The following is a 21,563-nucleotide window of genomic DNA, read 5'->3' as shown; positions in this document are numbered from 1 at the left end:
TAAACATGTATTTTAAATACATCTTATAAATGACAGCCATGAGAGATCAGCTATGACTCCGCAGCAAATTGACCTAGTAAAAGCAACTGTTCCTGTTCTACGTGAAAATGGTGTCGCGCTGACTGGTTACTTCTATAACCGCATGTTGGGCAATAATCCTGACCTTAAAGAAACATTCAATATGGGGCATCAGCGCAGCGGCGCTCAGGCGCAAGCTTTGGCTGGCGCTGTATTGGCCTACGCTGAAAATATTGAAGATCCGTCTGTGCTTTTGCCGGTAGTAGAATTGATTGCGCACAAACACGTGAGCCTGAATATTCAAGCGCCGGACTACAATATTGTCGGTGAAAACCTGCTGCATTCGATCAGTGAAGTGCTGAGCATTTCAATGGACGATCCGCTGATTGCCGCATGGGCAGCAGCCTACGGTCAGCTGGCGGACTTGTTCATCAGCACTGAAAAAGCGATTTATGAGCAGCATCAGCAAACTAAAGGCAGCTGGTTAGGCTGGCGCAATTTCAAAATTGCGAAAAAAGTGGTGGAAAGCGAAGAAATCACTTCATTCTATCTTGAGCCTTCGGATGGCGGCGATTTACCGAAATATGAAGCTGGCCAATACATCTCAGTCCGTGTTTTTGTTGAAGAGTTGGGCCTGAAACAGCCGCGCCAATACACGCTGTCTACCAGTCCGCAAGCCGACTATTTGCGCATTTCCGTGAAACGCGAAGACCCAAAAGGCGACTTGGTTGCAGGCTGGGTATCCAATACGCTGCATGGCTTGGATGTCGGTTCAGAAATTGAAGTGTCAGCGCCAACAGGCAACTTCTATCTTATCGATCCAAATAAACGCAATGTCTTCATCAGCGGCGGCGTAGGCTTAACTCCGATGGTGGCAATGCTGAATCAGCTGGTGACTTTAGATATGCCGCAGCCGGTTACTTTTGTGCATGCCTGCCGCAGCAAACATGTGCATGCCATGAAACAGCACATCCATGACCTGAAAGCGAAGTATCCGCGCCTCAGCACAGTGACTGCTTATGAATTCCCGCATGCCAGCGACAAACTGGGTGAGGATTTCGAAATCAGCGGCCGTTTGGATCTCAGCACTGTAGATACTGCGTTATTGCCGAAAAATGCAGACTACTATCTGTGCGGTCCAATGCCGTTTATGGCTGAACAGCAGCAAGCGTTAATTGCCCGCGGCATCCCAGCGGCCAATATCCACAGCGAAGCTTTCGGCACAGGCGGTGTAAAACACTAACTCTCCCGTCCGCTTGAAATAAAATAGGGTTAGTTTAGTTATGCTAGACTAGCCCTTATTTATTTCTCCTACTTCTACAGTATTATCATGCAGCTGAATAAATTCACCGATTACGCCTTACGTGTTCTGATGTATATCGCTCAGCCGAAAGAGATGCCGTATACCATTGCGGAAATTGCCGAAGATCTGCGCGTGTCGCAAAATCATTTGGTGAAAATTGTGCATTTCATGGGAAAACAGGACTGGCTGATCACGACCCGCGGCAAAGGCGGCGGCATCCGGATGAATCCTCAGGCGCTGAATTTTAAATTAGGGGAAATCGTGCGGATTCTGCAGCGCGAAACGCCGATTGTGGAATGCAACACCCCGCCCTGCGTGCTGCGCAGCAACTGCGGGCTGAAAGGCATTTTGGATCAGGCCATGGAGCAGTTTTATCAAAGCCTCGACCAATATACGCTGGGCGATGTGCTCAGCACGCCCCCATCCTCCAAATTCACCACGCAGTCGCCTATTCAGATGATCAATCTATAATTTGATCGCGCCCATTTTCCGTTCGATCCGCGCATCTTTCAGATCAAAGTTCGCTTGCCCGAACGACTTCCTTTATAATGGCTGCTTGTAGATCAGTCATTGAAGTTGAGTTATGCATCAGCACAGAGGAAAATCCAGAAACAGTAAGACGGCCAATGCGCCGAAGCAAAAAATCAGCTATGAGAAAAAAGTTGATCCTGCCATTACTGAATACTCTGTACGCGCGCTGAATTGGCTGCGTAAAGCTGAATTCTTAATGAGCGCGCCGAAGCTGAATTTATGCGTTGAAGATACAGGCTATGAAATCGCTTTTGCCGGCCGCTCGAATGCCGGAAAATCCAGCGCTATTAATGCCTTGACCAATCAAAAACAGCTGGCCCGCGCATCGAAAAAGCCCGGCCGCACGCAAATGATCAACTTTTTCAGCTTGGGCAATCCCGATCAGCGTTTGGTCGATTTGCCGGGCTATGGCTATGCGGCTGTGCCTGAAGCGATGAAAATTGTCTGGCAAAAAGAGCTGGAGAATTACCTGATTCACCGCCAAAGCCTGCAAGGCCTGGTCCTGCTGATGGATATCCGCCACCCGCTGCAGCACTTTGACGTGATGATGCTGGAATGGGCGCATTCACGCAAATTGTTCGTGCATGTGCTGCTGACCAAATCGGATAAGCTGAACCGCGGTCCGGCCTCTAAAGCGCTGCAGGAAGTGAAAGCGCAGCTGAAAAAAATGAAGCTGCAGTTTTCCATTCAGCTGTTCTCGTCGCTGAACAAAGACGGCCTGCAAGAACTGGCCAGCGTGATGGGCGGACGCTTGAACTTCACCTTAGAACAGTCTGCGGAATTTGATCTCGACAGCATCCCGGATGCTGAAGCTGATGATGACGGCTTGGAAAATGACGGCCCAGAGGATGAATCCGGGCTTGAGCATGATGCCGAGGCACCTGCTGATGCAGACCTTCCAGCTGAAGAAGGCCTTCAAGGCGCGAATGATGCCGCTCAGGCCAAAGCGGATCAGCAATGATGCCCAGCTGAGTTTTGTCCGACAAAAAACTTCATATTTTGATAATGAAATGTCCTGTATTGCTAATCACAATGCAGGATTTTTTTTTCATACTGACCGCATAAACAATGTGATTTTTCACAAACAACAATAAGGACAGAACATGAAGCTGCTCTCCCGCTTAAGGAATTCCAAACTCGGCTCCTCCATTGAATATAAAATCAAACCGCGCAAAGTAAAATTTGAATGGCAGGACACGCAAGTCGACTGGGTGCCGAATCAACCCTTTGTCAGCTATTTCATCAATGAAATCAATATGATTTTGCCGGCAGGAGAATTCTGGTTCTGCCGCCTGTACAATAAAGTGCTGCCGCAGATCAGCGATGAAAAACTCAAAGAAGACGTGCAGGCCTTTATCCGCCAAGAAGCCATGCATGCGCAGGCTCACAACTCCGCCAATAAAGAATATTTAAGCCAACGCAATATCGGCATTCAGCGCAATTTGGATGTGATGGACTTTTTGTTCGGAAAACTGCTGGCGGACCAACCGCTCGGGCTGACCGTTCCAAAACTGTTAGATCATCAATGGGATCTTTTCCGCCTCGGGATTGTCGCGACCGTTGAGCACATGACCTGCGTCCTCGGCAAATATGCGCTGTACAACACCGAATGGGAAAAATCAGGCGCAGATGCCTCGATGCTGGATTTGGTGAAATGGCATGGTGCGGAGGAAATTGAGCACCGGACCGTGGCCTTCGATTTATACCGCCATCTCGGCGGCAGCTATATCGCGCGCTATTATCAAAGCGTGATTGTGATTGGCGCAGTGCTGGGCTTATGGGTGGATGGCGCAGCGCAGATTATGAAACAGGATCCGCGTTTTGCATCCATTCAGCCGGCCGTTTATAAGCCGTGGATCTGGCGTGAATGGGCGCGCATTGCGCAAAAAGACAACCGCCTATTGCCGCATCCGCTTTGGCTGGTTTCGCAGCAGCTGGGCTACCTGATGCCGTGGTACGATCCGGTGCATGAAGCGAAAACTGAAGATGCAATTGCCTATCTGGATCAATCGCCGGCAGCCAAACGCGCGGCGCTGAAAGCCGCCTAAGGCATCCTCCTCTCCTCTTGCAAGCAGGGTTTCGCCCTGCTTGCTGACGCTTGCACAGTCCGTCAAATTTAATGCCAATGGCTGCTTCCCCAGATTTCCTCAAGCGCGGTATGATTTAAATAACAAAGAGAAGAATAAAGGAGAATCAGCGCATGCACCCGCACATCACTGTCATCACGCTTGCTGTTCAGGATTTAGAGGCGTCATTTGCGTTTTATCATCATGGCCTAGGATTGGCGAGTTCAGGCATTATCGGCACAGAATTTGAAGACGGCGCAGCGGCATTTTTTGATTTGCAGCAAGGGCTGAAATTAGCGCTTTGGCCGCAAAGCAGCCTGAGCCATGACACCGGTTTAAGCGCTTCCGCTTTCTGCGCGACGCAGATGTCTTTGAGCCATAATGTTGCCAGCCCTGCCGAAGTTGACCGCCTGATGCTGCAGGCCATTCAGGCCGGCGCTAAAGCCGTGAAGCCTGCGCAGCCCACTTTTTACGGCGGCTATGCCGGCTACTTTCAGGACTTAGACGGACACCTGTGGGAAATCGCCTGCAATCCGCAGTTCAATGAGCCATGCCTTTAAATGAAGCCTGTATTTAATTCGACACTACCGGTTCATTCACATCCCGGGTATGGCGGTCCACCACCACGCTGATCATCATATCGCCCTGCACGTTCACGACCGTGCGCACGGTATCCAGCAAACGGTCAATCGGCAGCAAAATGGCAATGGCTTCTGCCGGCAAGCCTACAGACTGCAGCACCATAATCATGGTCACCATGCCCGCGCTTGGAATGCCCGGCGCGCCGAGTGAGGCAATCATCGCGGTGGCGCAGACAATCAATTGCTGACCGAGACTTAAATCCAGCCCCATCAAATTGGCAATGAACAACGCAGCGGCGGCTTCATACAGCGCAGTGCCATCCATATTCAGCTGCGTGCCCAGCGGAATCACAAAACCCGCCGTTTGCGGACGCACGCCGAGATTTTCCTGCGCGCATTTCATCGACAGCGGCATGGTGGCGGAGCTGGAACTGGTGGCAAAGGCGGTAATTAAAGCGGTGCGTGCGCCTTTAAAAAAGGTGATTGGGCTCATCTTGCCGAAAATCCACAGCAGCAGCGGCAGCACCACGGCACCGTGAAAAATCGTTGTGCCGGTCACCACCGCAGCGAACTCCGCCAAGCGGCTCAGCACGCTGATGTCTTCGGTCGAAATCAGCTTGGCCAGCAAGGCGAAAATCCCCAGCGGCGCCAGCTTCATCACCCAGCCAATCATCAGCATCATGATGTCGAAGAACTGCTGACTGAGTTTACGCACACTGCGGAATTGCTCACCGCCCTTGACCAAGGCCACACCAATCAGCAAGGCAAAAACCACCACAGCCAGCACATTGCCATCGGCAAAAGCTTTAAACGGATTGATTAAGGTGTTTTGAATGAAATTGGTAAAAAAAGAAGCTGGCGTGAGCGTATCCGGTGTCTGATGCTGATTCATTGCATCCTGAAACATCAGAATATCCACACCTTTGCCCACTTGGAAAATATGCGCGCAAGCCAAGCCCAGAATCAGCGCCAAAGTGGTGGTGGTCACACAGCAGGCCAAGGTGATTTTCCACACCCGGCTCAGCTGACCGCCCGCCTGCAAGTTGGAAACGCCCACTACAATCGAGCTGAAAATCAGTGGGATCAGCAGCATTTTCAGCAGGCCGATAAAGATGCTGCTGATAATGCCTAAACTATAGAGGCTGGCATCAAAAAACGCCGTTTGCGGGAAAAGATTCAGTAAAAAACCGAAGGCCACCCCCAGTATTGCGGCAATTAAAATCTGTGTATTCAAGCTCATGGCGATCTGCTTTTTATGTCTTCCTGCAGGCACTATGCCATGCGCAATCTAGAGAATCGAGGAATTTTTTGTCACTCAGCCCAAAGCGGATACGGCCATTCAAACAAAAAAAGCCGAATCAATCGACCCGGCTTTTTAGGCAACAACATTTATTGGCATTTCAATTTCATTGCGTTTCGATTTCACGCAAACGGATGAGGCCTTCCTGCGTGGTGCTGCACACCAGCTCGCCATTTTGCCACATGCGGCCAAAGTTCAGGCCGCGCGAATTAGCGCTCACAGTTGCCTCCATGTCATACAGCATCCACTCATCCACACGGAAAGGCTTATGGAAATACATGGCATGGTCAATACTGGCGCATTGCAGGCTTGGCGATAAATAGCTGAGGCCATGCGGGCGCAAGGCTGTAGTCATTAAAGTAAAGTCTGAATAAAAGGCCGCAATCGCCTGATGCAGCGAGATATCATCGACCTCTGGGGCAATCGCATCATGCGTCCGCAAATAATGCGCATAATTCGGCGCTTCCGGCTGGGGCTGATAGGGATTGCTCGGGTTAATTGGGCGGATTTCAATATGGCGGTCACGCATGAAGCTGGCGCGGACATTTTCCGGAATGAACTCGACCATTTGCTTTTTCAATTCCGCTTCATTTTTCAGCATTTCCGGCGCAGGCAGTTCAGGTTCTGAAATTTGGTAATTCAGCCCCTCTTCCTGCCCGGCAAAAGAAATCATCGCGGTAAAAATGGTGCGGCCATGCTGAATGGCGCGAACCTGGCGGCTGGCGAAGCTTTTGCCGTCACGCAAACGGTCTACTTCATAGATGATCGGCGCATTAATATCGCCGCCAAACAAGAAATAGGCATGCAGTGAATGCGCTGGGCGGTCGGTGGTATAGGACGCGGCTCTTAAAGCCTGCCCCAGCACCTGCCCGCCAAAGACACGCTTGCCCACCAAATTGCGGCTTTGCCCGCGGAAAATATTTTCTTCCAGCTTTTCCAAGCTGAGCAGCTCAACCAGTTCCTGTGTTAAGGCGTTCATAAGCAACCTATTTCAATGAATGTGGGATGGCCCGAAGCAGGCGGAAAGTGCATACATGCAGAATCATCATTTCAGCATTCAATTATAATGCATAAATCTCGACTGAATTCCTAAAGATTTGCTGACTGGCCTGTCACGGCGCATTTTTTTAAGAATCTGCTCAAAAAACGCTGTTTTAACGATAAAATCTTACACTTAAGCCATGATTTGTCAGAAAATGACTGGCTGTTTTTCAGTACAATTACACAAAATAGCCGGCCGCCAGATTTGCCTGCACCTTTAGGCCGTTTCATTAGGAGTTTGTATGTCCAAAAGTGGTTTTGGTCAAATGTATAGAAAGCTTTCCAGTAAGCTGCTTGACCTTGTTGTAACACCGCACGTTCTCGGCGAAGTCCCGGCTGAACCGGCCGTCCTCCCAGAGAGCGCAGACAGCGCAAGCTCCCCGCAAAAAATTGTGTGCTATGTACTGCAAAATCATTCCCGCAGCAACGCTTTGATTGTGGATGGTGAAACACGCCGCTTAAAACTGCATCCTGCGCTGAATCCGATGGCGCTGGGCGAACATGCAGAAAAAGCCTCTGTGGTTTTCTTGCAGCACCGCGATGAAAACAATCTGCTGAACCCGCCGCCTTATGCTTTTCCGCCGCGCCTGCTACGTTTAATTGAAGCGCTGGAAAAACAGCCTGAATTGGATGTTGAGCTGATTCCCGTGACTTTGCTGTGGGGCCGTGATCCAGAAAAAGAAGATTCTTGGCTGAAACTGCTGTTTACCGATACCTGGTCCACACCAAGCAAAGTGAAGCAGCTGGTGAATATCGGCCTGCATGGCCGCCAAACCTATATTGAATTCCATCAGGGCCAGTCCTTGCGCGATCTGATTGCGCACGCGAAAAATACCCATCCCAATACATCGCCGGCAACCTATATTGCCAGCGCGTTAAATGATTATCTGGATGCGCAGCGTGAAGTGGTTTTAGGGCCGGACTTGTCCGACCGCCGCAACGTGATGCACGGCCTGATCAAAGCGCCGGATGTCCAGGATGCGATCCGCCGTGAAAGCATCCGCGGCAAAGTCAGCATGATTGAAGCTGAGCGCCGCGCCATTGGCTACCTGAATGAGATCGTTTCGGATTATTCGCATTCTACTGTGCGTTTTGCCGATGTCGCCCTGACCCGCTTGTGGACGCAGCTGTATGACGGCGTCGAAGTGCACAACTTCAGCACCGTGCGCGAACTGGCCAAAGACTATGAAATTATCTACACCCCGTGCCACCGCAGCCATATTGACTACCTACTGCTGTCTTATGTGATTTATAAGCGCGGCCTGATGGTACCGTATATTGCTGCCGGCGACAACCTGAACATGCCGTTTGTCGGACAGATCCTGCGCGGTGGCGGCGCATTCTTCATCCGCCGCACGTTCCGCGGCAATGGCCTTTACACCACGGTGTTTAAAGAATATCTGTACAGCATTTTGTCACGCAATACGCCGATCGAATACTTCATTGAAGGCGGACGTTCACGCACAGGCCGCCTCTTGCCGCCGAAAACCGGCATGCTGGCCATGACGGTGCATGGCCACTTGCGCGGCCGCGCCAAGCCGATTGTGTTCCTGCCGACTTATGTCGGCTATGAACGCTTGATGGAAGGCGCAACCTACGTCGGCGAGATGAACGGCAAGCCGAAAGAAGGTGAATCGATTTTAGGCATTGTGAAAACTTTGCGGAAAATCGAACGGATCTTCGGCAAAGTGCATGTGAACTTTGGCGAACCGGTCTTCTTGGATGACATGCTGAAACAGCATGGTGCAGAAAATATTACCGTGGACAGCAACGATGCGCCGATCCCGCAGGAAGTATCCGATGCAGTCAACAGCTCCGCGCATGCGATTATGGAAAACATCAACCGCGCCGCGGTGATTAACCCGGTGTCGCTGCTGTCGCTGATTTTACTGGCCACGCCAAAGCATACGCTGGATGAAGAAATCTGCGTGAAGCAGCTGGACACCTACCGCAAGCTGCTGACTGCCCTGCCGTATGATGCGCGCATGCAAGTGACGCCGCTGTCAGGCAAAGAAATTATTGCCTATGGCTTAAAGCTGAAACTGATCAAGCGCGTGAAGCATGTCTTGGGCGATATTATTGCCATTGCGGACAATCAAGCCGTCTTGCTGACGTATTTCCGCAATAACATTCTGCATGCCTTTGTCCTGCCATCGCTGATTGCGGCCTTAGTCGAACATAACGGTTCCATCCGCCGCGGTGATCTGATCAATGTCATCCGCACGCTGTATCCATTCTTGAAAGCTGAATTGTTCTTGAAATGGAAAGATGAGGAGCTGAAAGATCAGATCTGCGCCTATACCGAAGCGCTGATTCAGGCCAAGCTGATTTCAGAAGATGCCGAAGGCAATCTGCTTTCGCCATTGCCGAACAGTGAAAACCACAATCAGCTGGTGGTGCTGGCTGCGCCGGTGATGCAAAGCCTCGAGCGCTATTACATGACGCTGGCGCTCATTACCCAGCGCGGTTCGGGCAATATCTCAACCCGTCAGGTGGAAGAGCTGAGCCATTTGGTCGGCCAGCGCCTGTCGGTGCTGTATGAGTTCAACTCGCCGGAATTCTTTGATAAGGCGCTGTTCCAGAGCTTTATTAAAGTGCTGACGGAGCAAGGCTATATCAGCAAAAATGAAGAAGGTTCGATTGTCTTTGACGACAACTTCAAAAACGTTGCGCAATACGCCAATCTGGTCTTGGATGATGTGACCCTGCAAATGCTGCAGCACATTACAACCTTCAGTGATGAAGAGCTGAAAGAGACTTTGGATAAAGTGGCTGCGGAACAGGCGAAGAAACGTTTGAAACGCAAGAAGAAGTAAATGCTGTCATTCCTCTTCTCCGGACAGGAGAGGAGGAATAAAACAGGATGGTTGTCTTGAGTCCATCAAGCGCTTGCGGCAACCGCCTGAAGTCAGCCTTGCGATGAAGCTGAATTATCCTATTCCCCTTTTTTTCGGCGGCATTTCCGGCATTTAGAACAAACTCAAAAAAAATACTTATACTGTTGATAATTATAATCTAAATATAACAACCATGATCGATGAACGCCGTTTCATAAACTGATATCACGTACTTCTAATCCATCCCTGCATCACAGCCATGATAAGGCTAAGCCAGCCTTTCATTTAATAATTTCAAAACAATGCTATTGAGCCGCTGCATCAGCCTTATTAGGCTAACCGACTAATAAATCACCACCAAAAGTGTACTGATCAGTACACTTTATCTGGGATTTAGGGTATGGTCTCCCGCATATTAACTGCCTGAATTTAAGATTATGATCAAAATCGCTCTTCCCCTCCTTATTCTGCCGCTCTCATTGCCGGTTTTTGCTGCCGAAAAAGCAGACCATTCACCTGACCTGAATATCGGTTTAGGCATGGTGGTGCAAAGCGGTGAATATCTGGGAGAAGATACCGAGGTCATGCCTTTTCCGACGTTAAGCTATGAAGGTGAACGTTTATTTTTACGCGGCGCCTATGGCGGCGTGCACCTGTATAAAAACCCCAGCTTAAATGTCAGCGCCATTCTCAGCACCAATATTCAAAAATTGGATGTGGATGATCTGGATAGCAATAAATTAGCGCAAAGAAACCTGACAAAAGATCAGCTCGAAGACCGTGATATGAGTGTCGATGCCGGATTGGAAGCCGTTTGGAAAAGCGCATATGGCAATATTTCACTGCAGGCGCTCGGTGATATTGGCGGCGCGAGTGAAGCAGGTGTAGCTAAACTCAATTACCAATATTTCTGGAATATAAATGACAAATGGACCGTCGTTCCGAATATTGGCGCAACGTGGCTATCTGATGACCGCGCCAATTATTATTACGGGACTTTAGATAGCGAAGAAGCCAAAGGCGTTGAAAGATACCGCCCTGATAGCCTGGTTATTCCTCACGTCTCTTTAGGCACCAGCTATCAAGTGAATCAAAACTGGCGGGCGACTGCGATTGTGACGCATAAAATGCTGCCGAATAAAGCTGCGAATGGCCCATTAATGGATAATGACTCCAGAACATCTTTATTCGTAGGCGCATCACGCAAGTTCTAATTCATACGCATAGCGATTCCATCGTTGGGCTGCTGCTGGCTTTCAGCACGCGCTTAACGGTGGAATCAGTGTGCGCGTTAAGCCCTATAAATCAGAAAACCAACATCTGCACGCAATGGCACATTAAAACCAGCAAGAAAACCAGCAAGCCAATAGATAAAAACGGCCTCTGACATCAACCTTTATAATTCATCAACCTTTCCCAGCATCAAATCCATCACATAATATTTTTATAAGTTTATGATATTTACATAATATTAATATTTTAGATGAAACCCGCTCTCCGCCATCCGCTCCGCATAAATCCGTTTCCCTGTTTCAATTTCACTTTGCAAAACCAGCTCCGGCAAATGCATCGCTCTTTGCAGTTCTAAAATCCGCTCATGCAGCAGCTGCGGCTGATTATTGGTGCAAATATATGATTTTTCTGCATGTTCCACGTGAAGCATAAACACCAAAAAGCGCGCTAAATCGTCGATATGTATGCGGTTTGACCATTGAATAGCCGGAAAGCTTTTTGTCGTCTCTGCCAGCTTCTGCATGCGGGCAGACGAACCGCTATAAATCCCGGCCGGGCGGATAATCATGCACTGCGCAGGAAAAGCTTTTTGATACAGCTGCTCCATCTGCAAGAGCAGCCTGCCCTGCGCATCATTGGGCTGAGGCACCGTTTCATCATCCACACGCTCACCTGCATTCTCTCCATACACCCGCGTAGACGACACCACCATGATTCTTTGAATCGGATGCTTTTTTAAAGCGCGGACAATCGGGGCAACCGTATCGACATAAGTCTGCTGATAGGCCTCTACGGTTGATGCATTCGGCGACAGCAGCACATAAGCCGCATCGATAGGCGCCAAATCCTCTAAATTTAAACCATGCACATCCTGCTGCAGATGATGGGCCAAGGTATCGGTTTTCGCGCTGCGGCTGATTGTGGTAATTTGGTGCCCTGCTGCAAATAACAGTTTTGCCGCGCGCTGAGATGTTTTACCATAACCTATAAATAAAATATGCATTTAGCACCTAATCACAGACTTAACAAACTGTCTAAAACACACTGAGGGGAAATGGCTGCCGTCCATCAACTGCAAGGCGTAGGAAACGCTGCTGCCGCATTGCTTGAAAAACTGAATCTTTTCACCACCGATGATTTGCTGTTTCATCTGCCGCGCGACTATGAAGACCGCAGCACAATTATTCCGATGAATCAGCTCACCGTCGGGCGCAGCTATTTGCTGGAAGGCATTGTCAAAAGTGTGGACTTTCCGCCGGGAAAACGCAAATCTATGGCCGTGCTGCTGGATGATGATACGGGCAAAGTCACCTTGCGTTTTTATCATATTTATAAAGGCATCACTGACCGCGCCAAAATGGGCGCCCGGCTACGGATCTTTGGCGAAGCGCGTGTCGGCGCGCGCGGCCTGGAAATGTATCATCCTGAACTGCAGCTGATCAGCGAACACACCTCGCTGCCGCAAACCCAGCTGACAGCCATCTATCCGGCAACCGATGGACTGACCCAGCCCAAGCTGCGCGAATATGTGAAGCAGGCTTTGGAAAATTACAGCGACAATTTGCCGGAACTGCTGCCGCAGAAATTCACCAATGGCTATGCGCTGAAGCAAGCGCTGGATTATATTCACCATCCGCCCGTGGATGCCAATATGCTGCAGCTGACCCAAGGCTCGCATCCCGCACAGCAGCGTTTAATTTTTGAAGAATTGGTGGCGCATCAGGTGAGCCTGCTGACCCGCCGCGCCTACATTCAGCAAATTGAAGCGCCCTCATTCAGCCCCAGCAAAAGTTTTGCCAAAGCCCTGCTCAGCAGCCTGCCTTTTGAAATGACCGGCGCGCAAAAACGCGCATCCAAGGAAATTGCCAAAGACCTCAAGCAGAACAAACCGATGCTTCGCTTGGTGCAGGGTGATGTCGGCGCCGGTAAAACCCTGGTGGCTGGCGTAGCTGCCTGCCATGCCTTAGAAGAAGGCTGGCAAGTCGCGCTGATGGCGCCGACAGAGATTTTGGCGGAGCAGCATTATCTGAATTTTAAAAAATGGTTTGAGCCTTTAGGCCTGACCGTGTCTTGGCTCTCCGGCAAGCAAAAGGGTAAAGCCCGCGCTGCGGCTGAACAGAGCATTCAAGACGGCACGGCCAATTTAGTCGTCGGCACGCATGCGCTTTTTCAGGAGAATGTGGCATTTGCCAAACTCGGCCTCGTGATCATCGATGAACAGCACCGCTTCGGCGTTGATCAGCGTTTGGCGCTGCGCAATAAAGGCCTGAATGGCATGACGCCGCATCAGCTGGTGATGACCGCAACCCCGATTCCGCGCACACTGGCCATGTCGGCCTATGGTGACCTCGACACCTCAGTCATTGATGAACTTCCACCGGGCCGTACGCCGATTCAAACCGTGACCATTCCGCTTGACCGCCGAGAGGAAGTGCTGCAGCGCATTGCAAGCAACTGTGCTGAGGGTAAACAGGCGTATTGGGTATGTACGCTGGTGGAACAGTCGGAAACGCTGGATGCGCAGGCCGCCGAAGCCACCTTTGCCGAAATCAAGGAACGCTTTCCCGACCTGAATATTGGGCTGGTGCACGGCAAAATGAAAGCTGATGAAAAACAGGCAGTGATGCAGCAGTTTAAAAACAATGAACTGCAATTGCTGATTGCCACCACGGTGATTGAAGTCGGTGTAGATGTGCCGAATGCCTCGATTATGGTGATTGAAAATGCCGAGCGCTTAGGCTTATCTCAGCTGCATCAGCTGCGCGGGCGTGTCGGCCGCGGTGCCAAAGCCAGTTTCTGCGCCTTGCTGTATAAAAATCCGCTGTCGCAAAATGGCCAGGAACGCCTGCGCATCATGCGTGAGACCAATGACGGCTTTATCATTGCAGAAAAAGATTTGGAACTGCGCGGGCCGGGCGAACTTTTAGGTACCAAGCAAACTGGCGATATGGGCTTTCGGGTCGCCAAGCTGGAACGGGATGACCACCTGCTGAATCAGGCGCATTTTGTGGCGCAGCAAATTTTAAAAGACTATCCTGAAAATGCTGATGCGCTGCTGAAACGCTGGCTGCCTGAAGCGCCAAGATATGCGTATGTCTAAATGATCATCAGCTTAATATACTAGGGCTTTAATTTCATCACTTTAAAGCCCATAGACACCAGCAAGATGCTCCAAAATAAACAGGCAATTCCAACAACGAGATAATGGATAAGCGATTGAACTGAGATGGCATCAAACTGTACTTGCCAGCCAAACAATCCTATAAAACACAATAAAGTCATTCCCCAATATAAAAGCATTGGCTGAAGTTGATTCTGCTGTTCATTTTGACAATTTAGAGATGGATGCTTAGGTAATTTATAAATACAAATCATCGCAACCAGCAGGCCCAGCACTCCACTCAAATATTGCAAAAACTTAAATACTGGAATATCGATTTTACCGAAATAAATGACTTGTTGTAATAAAGGGCTAAGCTGCACAAAAAATCCCGACTTGTGCGTAAATGCATCCCAAAGAATATGCGTCAAAATACCCAAAATTAAAGAAACGACCACCCTCCAAAAATTATTGAGCAGATACTCCAGCCAGTTTAAATTTTGAAAAACGATGAAGCGTTGCTTGAGAAAGCGAGGTAGATATTCAATGAATCGATCACGAATTACTATATGGATTAAAAGAGCTAAAATAAGCCCCAAAGGAACATCGACCAAAAATATGCCAATAAAATGATGCCCCATATCACCTTGCATATTCATTCTTAAAAAATATTCAAAATCAGGCGCCATACATCCTAAAATCAAGCCTGTATAAGAGAGTTTTTGTTTCTTTAACCATGGTTTAAAAAGCAATGTCGCGGCGGTATGAGAAAAAGTAAAAGGCATGATCTGGTTTTACACTTTTAATTAAATTGTTTTTTATAAGGAATAAATTGATCTCTCGATCACACTATGCAACATTAACATCAAAATTATAATAAGAATAAAATATGCACCAATTGATCCGTCAGCTCGTCCAAAAAAGCTTACAGTACATTTCACCCTGTGTACTCTGCGGCATCGACGCGCAGCAAAATCACAGCTTATGTAAAGATTGCTGGAACAGCCTGCCTTGGCTGAAAGAACCGGTACTGCGTCAGGAGATGCAGATTCTAGCCGCCTGCCGTTATGACTATCCGCTAGACCGCATGATTCAGCAGTTTAAATATCAGCAGCAACTGCAGTATCAAAGCGCGCTGGCGGGCCTGCTGTGTGAATTCAAATATCCCCAAATTCAGGCCATTGTGCCTATGCCGATTTCTTCGGAGAAACTGACCGAACGCGGCTACAACCAATCGCTGCAGCTGGCCAAAGGCTTAGCCGCGCATTTGCAGCTTCCCATTTGGCAGCCTGTGCAGCGCTTACAGCAGCATTCGCAAAAAGGCCTCAGCCGGCTAGAGCGCCTGCAGGATATTGAACAGCAGTTTGTACCGCGTGATGATCTTAAAATCCGTTACCGCAACGTGCTGATTGTCGATGATGTCGTGACCACCGGCAGCTCCATCCACGCATTAAAGCACAGTTTGGAGCAGCTCGGCTGCAGGCGGGTTGATGCAGTTTGTCTAGCTGCGGCGGAACAGCGTTAAAGTGCTGACGCTGCGCTCAAATGCTGTTTCACCCAGGGGATGACAATGTCACGGGTTAAGGGCGCCAATGCCGTTTGCCCATCCTCTAAATTCACCCATTTCAGTTCCGCAATTTCAGCATGCGCTTGCGGAGCCTGATCCAGCTCGACATGGTACACATAGCTGACCAGCAGGTGATCCGGCTCATTCGCGGTCTGTGTTTCAAAACGGCCTAAATAATGCTGAATTTTGGCCGTACAGCCAATCTCTTCTGCAATTTCCCGCAAGATGGTTTGCTCCGGCGGTTCCCCTGCTTCCAGCTTGCCGCCGACCTGCATAAAGCAAGCGGTGTTTTTCTTGCGCACCAGCAATAATTGATGCTGCCCATTCATGACAATGCCGGCCGCAACCGTAATCACTTTGGCTTTAGGCGCGCCGTTTCCCTGCTGAACTGGGGCCTGCAAATCTGTTTGCTTCATCTCCGCCGCCTTAGCCATGTTTCACTAAAGACTGCTGACCCGCCATGCCCCATTTCGGCTGCGGCGGTACATAGGCTTTAAACTGTTCAATCACCGCTTCAATATTGTCTGATGCAATCAGACTGCAGCTGAAACGCTGATGCGTAAAGCCTTTATCTACAGTGGTTTGAATAAATTTCAGCAGGTCATCATAAAAGCCGTCAACATTTAAAAATGCGCAGGGTTTTTGATGAATGCCCAGCTGCGCCCAAGTCCACTGCTCAAAAATTTCTTCCAGTGTGCCTGCGCCGCCAGGAATCGCAATAAAGCCATCCGACAGTTCTGACATTTGGGTTTTGCGCTGATGCATATTGTCCACCACATGCAGCGCAGTTAAATCCGGATGCGCCAGTTCCCGGTCAACCAGCTGCTTAGGAATGACTCCAATCACCTTGCCGCCCGCCTGCAGCGCGCTGTCCGCAACCATTCCCATCAAGCCGGAACGGCCGCCGCCATACACCAGTGTGATCTGATGCTGCGCCAAAGTCTGTCCCACCAGCTGCGCTGTTTTTAAATAAATGGGGTCTGAACCTAATGCAGAACCGCAAAAAATTGCTATAGATTTCATCCAAGGCCACCCTGTTATCAATTTGTCATGCCGCTAAAATAAACTTCATTAAGTTTTTTTAATAAAATAAGCATTCGAGCAGTGTATTTATTGAAATCCTTGTCTAGAATACACGCATTCATTCACACTTACTGCGCAAAGGAGAAAAGACGGCATGCTTGAAGCCTTTTACGCCACTGAGCGCGGTAGCTTGGAAGACGCCACCATTAATGGCGACTTTGATTTGCATCCAGATTTAGTCTGGCTCGATCTCATTGCGCCCTCACAAGAAGAACAGCAATGGATTTTAGATGCCTATGATCAAAATCTGCCAACCCTGAAATCACTCGAAGATATTTCCTCATCTGCCCGATTTTACCGTGATGATGACGGAATTTTACATATCAGCACGTATTTTTTAACGAAAAATAAAAATTTTCAGGTCGATGGCGAACCGGAAGAAAATTCCAGCATTCTGGCAACCGTTCAAACCGTCGCATTCATTCTGCACAAAGAGCGCTTATTCACCCTGCGCGGTGAAAAGCTGGTGGCCTTCCGCGCATTCCGCGCCCGCGCCCGCCGCAATGATTATGAAATTGACTACAAAGAGCCGACCTGGATTTTGCTCGGCCTGCTGGAAGCCAAGCTGGATGAGCTTGCGGATATCTTAGAAGATATCCACAAGGACTTGGAAAAATATTCCACCGAAGTGCTGAATAACCGCCATCGCGAAATGATCTTAGATCTGGACGACATGATTACGCGCCTCGCGCAATTGGAAGATATGCTCGGAAAAGCGCAGCTCTGCCTCATTGACTTGCGCCGCGTGCTGACTTTCCTGTCGCGTCCCCGCGCGCTGGGCAGCCATATTTATGACGCGGACATCCGAGAGCTCAGTGAAGATGTGCGCTCGCTGGTGGAACATGACGCTTTCTTATTCCAAAAAGTGCGCTTCCTGCTCGATACGACGTCGGGGTTCATCAACACCGAACAGAACGACACGATCCGCCGATTCTCGATTCTGCCCAGCATGCTGGCGCCGCCGATGCTGATTGCCAGCATTTACGGCATGAACACTGATGTGCTGCCTTTTGCGCACGGCGCAACCAGCTTTATTGTGGTCAGCTTGATTTTAATTGCCTTCTTTATCGGCCCAATGATTTACTTCCGCTGGAAGAAATGGATTTAAGCTGGGTTTGAAGCCAATATTCCTTTCAAGTACCAGAATCGTGCTGATTCTATAGTCATTGATCAACTTTACTTGGAAAATAAATTCACTCTCCTAGCATGCTGAAGTGGCCATATTAGGAAAAGTTTTACTATACACAACCTCTCCCTACCCCCTCTCCTAAAAGGAGAGGGAAAACCTTGAAGCAATAAAAAAGCGCCCGAAGGCGCTTTTTTTAAACAGACCATGATTTTATTGAATCAGCTGCAGGTCATGCTCCAAATGGCAAGCTTGAATGATGTTCATCATTTTTCCCGGCACAGCCTTGAACTGCAGCCCCTGAGCATTCGGAGTCTGGCGCAGCCAGCGCACCAGCACCGCCAGCGCTAAAGTGCTGCCGTGTTCCAGCTGCGCCAAATTGACCACCAGCGGAAACTGGCTATGCGCCTGAATCAGTTTCAAGCCGCTTTGATAGTACTGTTCCGCATTGCTGTAATCAATTTTTCCAGCAACCTGCATTTCCTGCTGATCGAATTTAATCATATGGCGCCTGTCTTATTTTTTCTTATCCACCGCTGCTTCTGCATCCGGTTTGAAATTGGCAATCGCTTTGTCTAAATTGCCGCCATTGCGTTTCACAGTCGCTGCGAACTGATTGCGGAACTGCAGGCCAAGATCGATGCCCGACACGTTGATATTGCGGATTTTCCACTGCGAACCTTTATCCGCCAATTGGAACGATACAGGAATTTTTTCACCATTGTTGTTGAAATCAATGGTCACAACCGGGTTTTTGCTGCCGGTGTCTTTATACGGGCGCATGCTGTACGTTTGATTGGTAAACTTGGCAAATGCGCTGCCGTAATTTTCAATCAAAGTTTCACGGAAATTCTTTTCAAATTGAGCGCGCTGAGCCGCTGAACTGTATTGGTTGGTTGCGTATGTGCCCATCACAATACGGGTAAATGCTTGCGAGTCGATATACGGATCAAGGTTTTGACGAATAATCGCTTTGACTGCCGCAGAATTATTCTGCTGCAGTTTGCTGTGATCTGCTTTCAGGCGTGAAATTAAGCCATCCGCCACTTTTTTTACGAAAGCAGGAGGCGCTTCAGACGGTGCCGCAAATGCAGCGCCAGCAATCATTGTCGATAGAATGCTGGCTGTAAGCGTCTGTTTAAATAAAGTATTCACGCAAAATCTCCTCAAAATTATTCAGTAAATGCCGGTTCTGCATCTGCAGGCGCTGATGCAGCGTTGTCCGAATCAGCTGACGCGCTGCCGTTATTTTCTGACGATTTTCCGGCGCCGCCAGTCACAAACTTCGTCACTAGATCTTCAATTTCCATCGTACCTTGGGTGTTGGCAATGCGGTCACCGCGTTTCAGATAATTCAAGCCGCCGCCTGGTATGATTTTTAAATATTTCTCGCCCAATAAACCATTGGTCGCTACCATAATGTAAGCATCTTCATCAATATTAGTGATGGATTTCATGTTATCCAATAGCTGCTTTTCCATTGCTTTTTGTTGCGCAGGGTCTGCCGCTGCATAATCACTGCTGTAACGCAGCTCTTCCAGCGCATCCTTTTGCACCTGCTTCAGCTGTGCTGGATTAAACGTCGTCAGGCTGCCGTCCAAAGTCATATGCACCGTCGCCAGACGGGTCACTGGATCCAAGGTAATCGCATCGACCTGGCCGATTTTAACGCCGCTCATCGCCACTTTGGCGCGTGGCTTAATGCCGTTGACATTTTCAAATACGGCCGTCATTTCATACGGATCCTTCAGGGTATTCCCCACTAAGCCGCTGACGCGCATTGCCAAGAAAAACAATGCTATACCGAATAAGATCACGAATATACCGACGGCCAGTTCACTTGCACGTGATTTCATTAAACACCTCCAAACATGACCGCAGTCAACACAAAATCAAAACCTAAAACACACAGCGATGAATACACCACAGTCCGGGTGGTGGATGTCGCAATCCCCTCAGAGGTCGGCTCACAGGCATAGCCCTGATACACCGCAATCCCCGTGCAAATAAATGCAAAGACAAAACTTTTAATAATGGTGCCGTTAAACACGTCTTTATAAAACTGCACGGCATTTTCCATGCCGCTCCAGTAAGAGCCTTCATCTGCGCCGAGGAAATCCACCCCAACCATTTTTCCGCCCATAATGCCGACGGCTGCAAAAATCACCGACAGCATCGGCAGGCTGAAAATCCCCGCCCATAAACGCGGTGAAATCACCCGCTTGAGCGGATCGACACCGATCATTTCCATGCTGGACAGCTGCTCAGTGGCTTTCATCAAGCCAATTTCAGCCGTTAAAGCAGAACCTGCGCGCCCGGCAAACAGCAAAGCCGCAACCACAGGCGCAAGCTCACGCAGCAAGGTCAATGACACAGCTGCGCCCAGCATCGCTTCACTGCCGAACGTCACCAAAATACTGTACATCTGCAGGCCCAGCACCGCACCGATAAACAGGCCGGACACCACAATAATCAGCAGCGACATCACGCCGACACGGTACATTTGATAAATGAACAGCTGGACGCCCAGCCATGTCGGCAAAGAAAACAGCACTTGCAGCAGCATCAGAGCCGCCGTGCCTATACCGCGGACACGCTCAATCACGCGTCTGCCCAATGAGGCAATGGCATTCATGAACGCACCTCATGCTTTAAATACGGTTCGTGGCTGAATTGATAATCCACAGGACCTTCAACCGAACCGGTCAGGAATTGACGGACAAAGGGCGAAGCATGCGCTTTCAGCTGCTCCGGCGTGCCCTCTCCCTGCACCTTGCCTTCTGCCACCACATAAATATAGTCTGCAATCGACAGCGTTTCCGCCACATCATGCGACACAATAATAGTGGTCAAATCCAAGGCTTCACGCAGTGAACGGATCAGCCGCGTCAGCACCCCCATCACAATCGGGTCTTGGCCGGCAAACGGTTCATCATACATAATCAGTTCAGGGTCTAAGGCAATCGCGCGCGCCAAAGCGACACGGCGGTTCATGCCGCCCGAAAGTTCAGACGGCATGAATTGTTCCGTACCGCGCAAACCGACAGACTCCAGTTTCAGCGCCACCATCTCGGCAATTAAATGCTCTGGAAGCTTGGTGTGCGCGCGGATCGGAAAAGCCACATTTTCATACACCGACATATCGGTAAATAAAGCGCCGCTCTGGAACAGCATGCCCATGCGCGCGCGCGCGGCGAACAGCTCCTGACGGGACATCAGCCCGATGTTCTTGCCATCCAGCAGCACTTCGCCCTGATCCGGCGTCAATTGACCGCCGATCAAGCGCAATAATGTGGTTTTACCCGTACCGGAAGGCCCCATAATGGCCGTAATTTGCCCGCGGCGTATCGTTAAACTGACATTGTCGTAAATGACACGCTCGCCCCGCTTGAAGCTCAAGTTTTTCACTTCAATCAGTGACTGAGCTTGATGAGGTGTTTGATTATTCATAGCTGAGCGTTTTCCTGCATTTCTTCAGCATGCATACTATAAAGGATTAGCGTTCAAAATGTTACCATTCCATGTCATCAGTTTTGACTGGAAGGCGGCTGTATTATATTTATTCTTGCAGCGCAGTTTTAAGCAGGCTCTTCAATCGCCTTTAATTGAAGTAGTTGTAGAGGTAATAAAGGACATTGCACACGAGCAATGCCACCCCAATAAAAGGCAAGGCAATCGGCATCACTGTTTTTTTCAACGCAATAGATTCACTATCCATAATCATCAAAAAATATTAAAAATATGAACCAGTATACATTTTATCACATAAAATGTGCA

Annotated in this window: 21 protein-coding genes; 10 read left to right on the top strand and 11 right to left on the bottom strand. The window is 49.3% G+C overall.

Going from position 1 to position 21,563, the window contains the following annotated elements; translation table 11 throughout:
- Positions 1-52 precede the first annotated feature (52 nt).
- From hmpA to ACE3T3_RS09865, 5 genes are all read left to right on the top strand, one after another.
- Positions 53-1,261: an NO-inducible flavohemoprotein gene (gene hmpA / locus ACE3T3_RS09885; protein WP_374666440.1), complete on the top strand. Its 1,209-nt coding sequence runs from the start codon at positions 53-55 to the stop codon at positions 1,259-1,261.
- A gap of 87 nt (positions 1,262-1,348) precedes the next feature.
- Positions 1,349-1,792, top strand: a complete 444-nt coding sequence (locus ACE3T3_RS09880) for an Rrf2 family transcriptional regulator (protein ID WP_374666438.1) — start codon at positions 1,349-1,351, stop codon at positions 1,790-1,792.
- 112 nt (positions 1,793-1,904) lie between these two features.
- Complete coding sequence (gene yihA, locus ACE3T3_RS09875; protein ID WP_374666436.1) at positions 1,905-2,813, top strand: ribosome biogenesis GTP-binding protein YihA/YsxC; 909 nt, start codon at positions 1,905-1,907, stop codon at positions 2,811-2,813.
- A 142-nt stretch (positions 2,814-2,955) separates the two neighbouring features.
- Positions 2,956-3,900, top strand: coding sequence for a metal-dependent hydrolase (locus ACE3T3_RS09870; RefSeq protein ID WP_374666434.1), 945 nt, complete (start codon positions 2,956-2,958; stop codon positions 3,898-3,900).
- A gap of 152 nt (positions 3,901-4,052) precedes the next feature.
- A complete protein-coding gene (locus ACE3T3_RS09865; protein WP_374666432.1) occupies positions 4,053-4,478 on the top strand; it encodes a VOC family protein in 426 nt (141 codons plus the stop codon).
- Between the two features lie 13 nt (positions 4,479-4,491).
- Here the strand turns inward: ACE3T3_RS09865 and ACE3T3_RS09860 are convergent, their stop codons facing one another.
- Positions 4,492-5,739: a dicarboxylate/amino acid:cation symporter gene (locus tag ACE3T3_RS09860; protein ID WP_374666430.1), complete on the bottom strand. Its 1,248-nt coding sequence runs from the start codon at positions 5,737-5,739 to the stop codon at positions 4,492-4,494.
- A 166-nt stretch (positions 5,740-5,905) separates the two neighbouring features.
- Positions 5,906-6,778: an acyl-CoA thioesterase gene (locus ACE3T3_RS09855; protein WP_374666428.1), complete on the bottom strand. Its 873-nt coding sequence runs from the start codon at positions 6,776-6,778 to the stop codon at positions 5,906-5,908.
- 304 nt (positions 6,779-7,082) lie between these two features.
- On the opposite strand from ACE3T3_RS09855, the gene plsB reads away from it, so the two are divergent.
- Entirely contained in the window at positions 7,083-9,656 is a 2,574-nt protein-coding gene (plsB, locus tag ACE3T3_RS09850) for a glycerol-3-phosphate 1-O-acyltransferase PlsB (RefSeq protein WP_374666426.1), read from the top strand.
- A 458-nt stretch (positions 9,657-10,114) separates the two neighbouring features.
- A complete protein-coding gene (locus ACE3T3_RS09845) occupies positions 10,115-10,891 on the top strand; it encodes a MipA/OmpV family protein (RefSeq protein WP_374666424.1) in 777 nt (258 codons plus the stop codon).
- A 257-nt stretch (positions 10,892-11,148) separates the two neighbouring features.
- On the opposite strand, the gene ACE3T3_RS09840 is transcribed toward ACE3T3_RS09845, so the two are convergent.
- The gene (locus ACE3T3_RS09840) at positions 11,149-11,913 is read right to left on the bottom strand and encodes an NAD-dependent epimerase/dehydratase family protein (protein ID WP_374666422.1); all 765 of its coding nucleotides are present in this window, start codon (positions 11,911-11,913) and stop codon (positions 11,149-11,151) included.
- 51 nt (positions 11,914-11,964) lie between these two features.
- On the opposite strand from ACE3T3_RS09840, the gene recG reads away from it, so the two are divergent.
- On the top strand, positions 11,965-14,010 hold the full coding sequence (gene recG, locus ACE3T3_RS09835) for an ATP-dependent DNA helicase RecG (RefSeq protein WP_374666420.1): 2,046 nt from the start codon (positions 11,965-11,967) through the stop codon (positions 14,008-14,010).
- A gap of 20 nt (positions 14,011-14,030) precedes the next feature.
- On the opposite strand, the gene ACE3T3_RS09830 is transcribed toward recG, so the two are convergent.
- Positions 14,031-14,795 (bottom strand): DUF4184 family protein, encoded by a 765-nt coding sequence (locus ACE3T3_RS09830; protein WP_374666418.1) that lies wholly within the window; start codon positions 14,793-14,795, stop codon positions 14,031-14,033.
- Between the two features lie 104 nt (positions 14,796-14,899).
- On the opposite strand from ACE3T3_RS09830, the gene ACE3T3_RS09825 reads away from it, so the two are divergent.
- Positions 14,900-15,535, top strand: coding sequence for a ComF family protein (locus tag ACE3T3_RS09825; protein ID WP_374666417.1), 636 nt, complete (start codon positions 14,900-14,902; stop codon positions 15,533-15,535).
- On the opposite strand, the gene ACE3T3_RS09820 is transcribed toward ACE3T3_RS09825, so the two are convergent.
- Positions 15,532-15,993 carry an NUDIX domain-containing protein gene (locus ACE3T3_RS09820; RefSeq protein WP_374666415.1) on the bottom strand — a complete coding sequence of 154 codons (462 nt, stop codon included), beginning with the start codon at positions 15,991-15,993 and terminating at the stop codon, positions 15,532-15,534. The two genes, ACE3T3_RS09825 and ACE3T3_RS09820, sit on opposite strands and share 4 nt — an antisense overlap.
- Before the next feature lie 10 nt (positions 15,994-16,003).
- Positions 16,004-16,600 (bottom strand): TIGR00730 family Rossman fold protein, encoded by a 597-nt coding sequence (locus ACE3T3_RS09815; RefSeq protein ID WP_374666413.1) that lies wholly within the window; start codon positions 16,598-16,600, stop codon positions 16,004-16,006.
- Positions 16,601-16,754: 154 nt separating this feature from the next.
- Here ACE3T3_RS09815 and ACE3T3_RS09810 point away from each other — a divergent pair, with 154 nt between their 5' ends.
- Positions 16,755-17,768 (top strand): CorA family divalent cation transporter, encoded by a 1,014-nt coding sequence (locus ACE3T3_RS09810; protein WP_374666411.1) that lies wholly within the window; start codon positions 16,755-16,757, stop codon positions 17,766-17,768.
- 231 nt (positions 17,769-17,999) lie between these two features.
- Here ACE3T3_RS09810 and ACE3T3_RS09805 read toward each other — a convergent pair whose 3' ends face one another.
- From ACE3T3_RS09805 to ACE3T3_RS09785, 5 genes are read right to left on the bottom strand one after another with little or no spacing between them, the layout of a single operon-like run.
- Positions 18,000-18,290, bottom strand: coding sequence for a lipid asymmetry maintenance protein MlaB (locus tag ACE3T3_RS09805; protein ID WP_374666409.1), 291 nt, complete (start codon positions 18,288-18,290; stop codon positions 18,000-18,002).
- A 12-nt stretch (positions 18,291-18,302) separates the two neighbouring features.
- A complete protein-coding gene (locus ACE3T3_RS09800; protein ID WP_374666407.1) occupies positions 18,303-18,941 on the bottom strand; it encodes a phospholipid-binding protein MlaC in 639 nt (212 codons plus the stop codon).
- A gap of 17 nt (positions 18,942-18,958) precedes the next feature.
- On the bottom strand, positions 18,959-19,642 hold the full coding sequence (locus tag ACE3T3_RS09795; RefSeq protein WP_374666405.1) for an outer membrane lipid asymmetry maintenance protein MlaD: 684 nt from the start codon (positions 19,640-19,642) through the stop codon (positions 18,959-18,961).
- Positions 19,642-20,421, bottom strand: coding sequence for a lipid asymmetry maintenance ABC transporter permease subunit MlaE (gene mlaE / locus ACE3T3_RS09790; RefSeq protein ID WP_086213077.1), 780 nt, complete (start codon positions 20,419-20,421; stop codon positions 19,642-19,644). The genes ACE3T3_RS09795 and mlaE overlap by 1 nt, the downstream gene beginning before the upstream one ends.
- Positions 20,418-21,236: an ABC transporter ATP-binding protein gene (locus tag ACE3T3_RS09785; protein ID WP_374666403.1), complete on the bottom strand. Its 819-nt coding sequence runs from the start codon at positions 21,234-21,236 to the stop codon at positions 20,418-20,420. The genes mlaE and ACE3T3_RS09785 overlap by 4 nt, the downstream gene beginning before the upstream one ends.
- Positions 21,237-21,563: the final 327 nt, after the last annotated feature.

This window comes from Acinetobacter sp., from assembly GCF_041919735.1.
Taxonomy (GTDB): Bacteria; Pseudomonadota; Gammaproteobacteria; order Pseudomonadales; family Moraxellaceae; genus Acinetobacter.
The sequence above is the reverse complement of the archived record's forward strand: the minus strand, read 5'-3'. Positions and strand labels throughout refer to the sequence as shown.

Coding starts and splice junctions, on each gene's coding strand:
- hmpA (WP_374666440.1), top strand. CDS start 53: ATGACTCCGCAGCAAATTGACCTAGTAAAAGCAACTGTTCCTGTTCTA.
- ACE3T3_RS09880 (WP_374666438.1), top strand. CDS start 1,349: ATGCAGCTGAATAAATTCACCGATTACGCCTTACGTGTTCTGATGTAT.
- yihA (WP_374666436.1), top strand. CDS start 1,905: ATGCATCAGCACAGAGGAAAATCCAGAAACAGTAAGACGGCCAATGCG.
- ACE3T3_RS09870 (WP_374666434.1), top strand. CDS start 2,956: ATGAAGCTGCTCTCCCGCTTAAGGAATTCCAAACTCGGCTCCTCCATT.
- ACE3T3_RS09865 (WP_374666432.1), top strand. CDS start 4,053: ATGCACCCGCACATCACTGTCATCACGCTTGCTGTTCAGGATTTAGAG.
- ACE3T3_RS09860 (WP_374666430.1), bottom strand. CDS start 5,739: ATGAGCTTGAATACACAGATTTTAATTGCCGCAATACTGGGGGTGGCC.
- ACE3T3_RS09855 (WP_374666428.1), bottom strand. CDS start 6,778: ATGAACGCCTTAACACAGGAACTGGTTGAGCTGCTCAGCTTGGAAAAG.
- plsB (WP_374666426.1), top strand. CDS start 7,083: ATGTCCAAAAGTGGTTTTGGTCAAATGTATAGAAAGCTTTCCAGTAAG.
- ACE3T3_RS09845 (WP_374666424.1), top strand. CDS start 10,115: ATGATCAAAATCGCTCTTCCCCTCCTTATTCTGCCGCTCTCATTGCCG.
- ACE3T3_RS09840 (WP_374666422.1), bottom strand. CDS start 11,913: ATGCATATTTTATTTATAGGTTATGGTAAAACATCTCAGCGCGCGGCA.
- recG (WP_374666420.1), top strand. CDS start 11,965: ATGGCTGCCGTCCATCAACTGCAAGGCGTAGGAAACGCTGCTGCCGCA.
- ACE3T3_RS09830 (WP_374666418.1), bottom strand. CDS start 14,795: ATGCCTTTTACTTTTTCTCATACCGCCGCGACATTGCTTTTTAAACCA.
- ACE3T3_RS09825 (WP_374666417.1), top strand. CDS start 14,900: ATGCACCAATTGATCCGTCAGCTCGTCCAAAAAAGCTTACAGTACATT.
- ACE3T3_RS09820 (WP_374666415.1), bottom strand. CDS start 15,993: ATGAAGCAAACAGATTTGCAGGCCCCAGTTCAGCAGGGAAACGGCGCG.
- ACE3T3_RS09815 (WP_374666413.1), bottom strand. CDS start 16,600: ATGAAATCTATAGCAATTTTTTGCGGTTCTGCATTAGGTTCAGACCCC.
- ACE3T3_RS09810 (WP_374666411.1), top strand. CDS start 16,755: ATGCTTGAAGCCTTTTACGCCACTGAGCGCGGTAGCTTGGAAGACGCC.
- ACE3T3_RS09805 (WP_374666409.1), bottom strand. CDS start 18,290: ATGATTAAATTCGATCAGCAGGAAATGCAGGTTGCTGGAAAAATTGAT.
- ACE3T3_RS09795 (WP_374666405.1), bottom strand. CDS start 19,642: ATGAAATCACGTGCAAGTGAACTGGCCGTCGGTATATTCGTGATCTTA.
- mlaE (WP_086213077.1), bottom strand. CDS start 20,421: ATGAATGCCATTGCCTCATTGGGCAGACGCGTGATTGAGCGTGTCCGC.
- ACE3T3_RS09785 (WP_374666403.1), bottom strand. CDS start 21,236: ATGAATAATCAAACACCTCATCAAGCTCAGTCACTGATTGAAGTGAAA.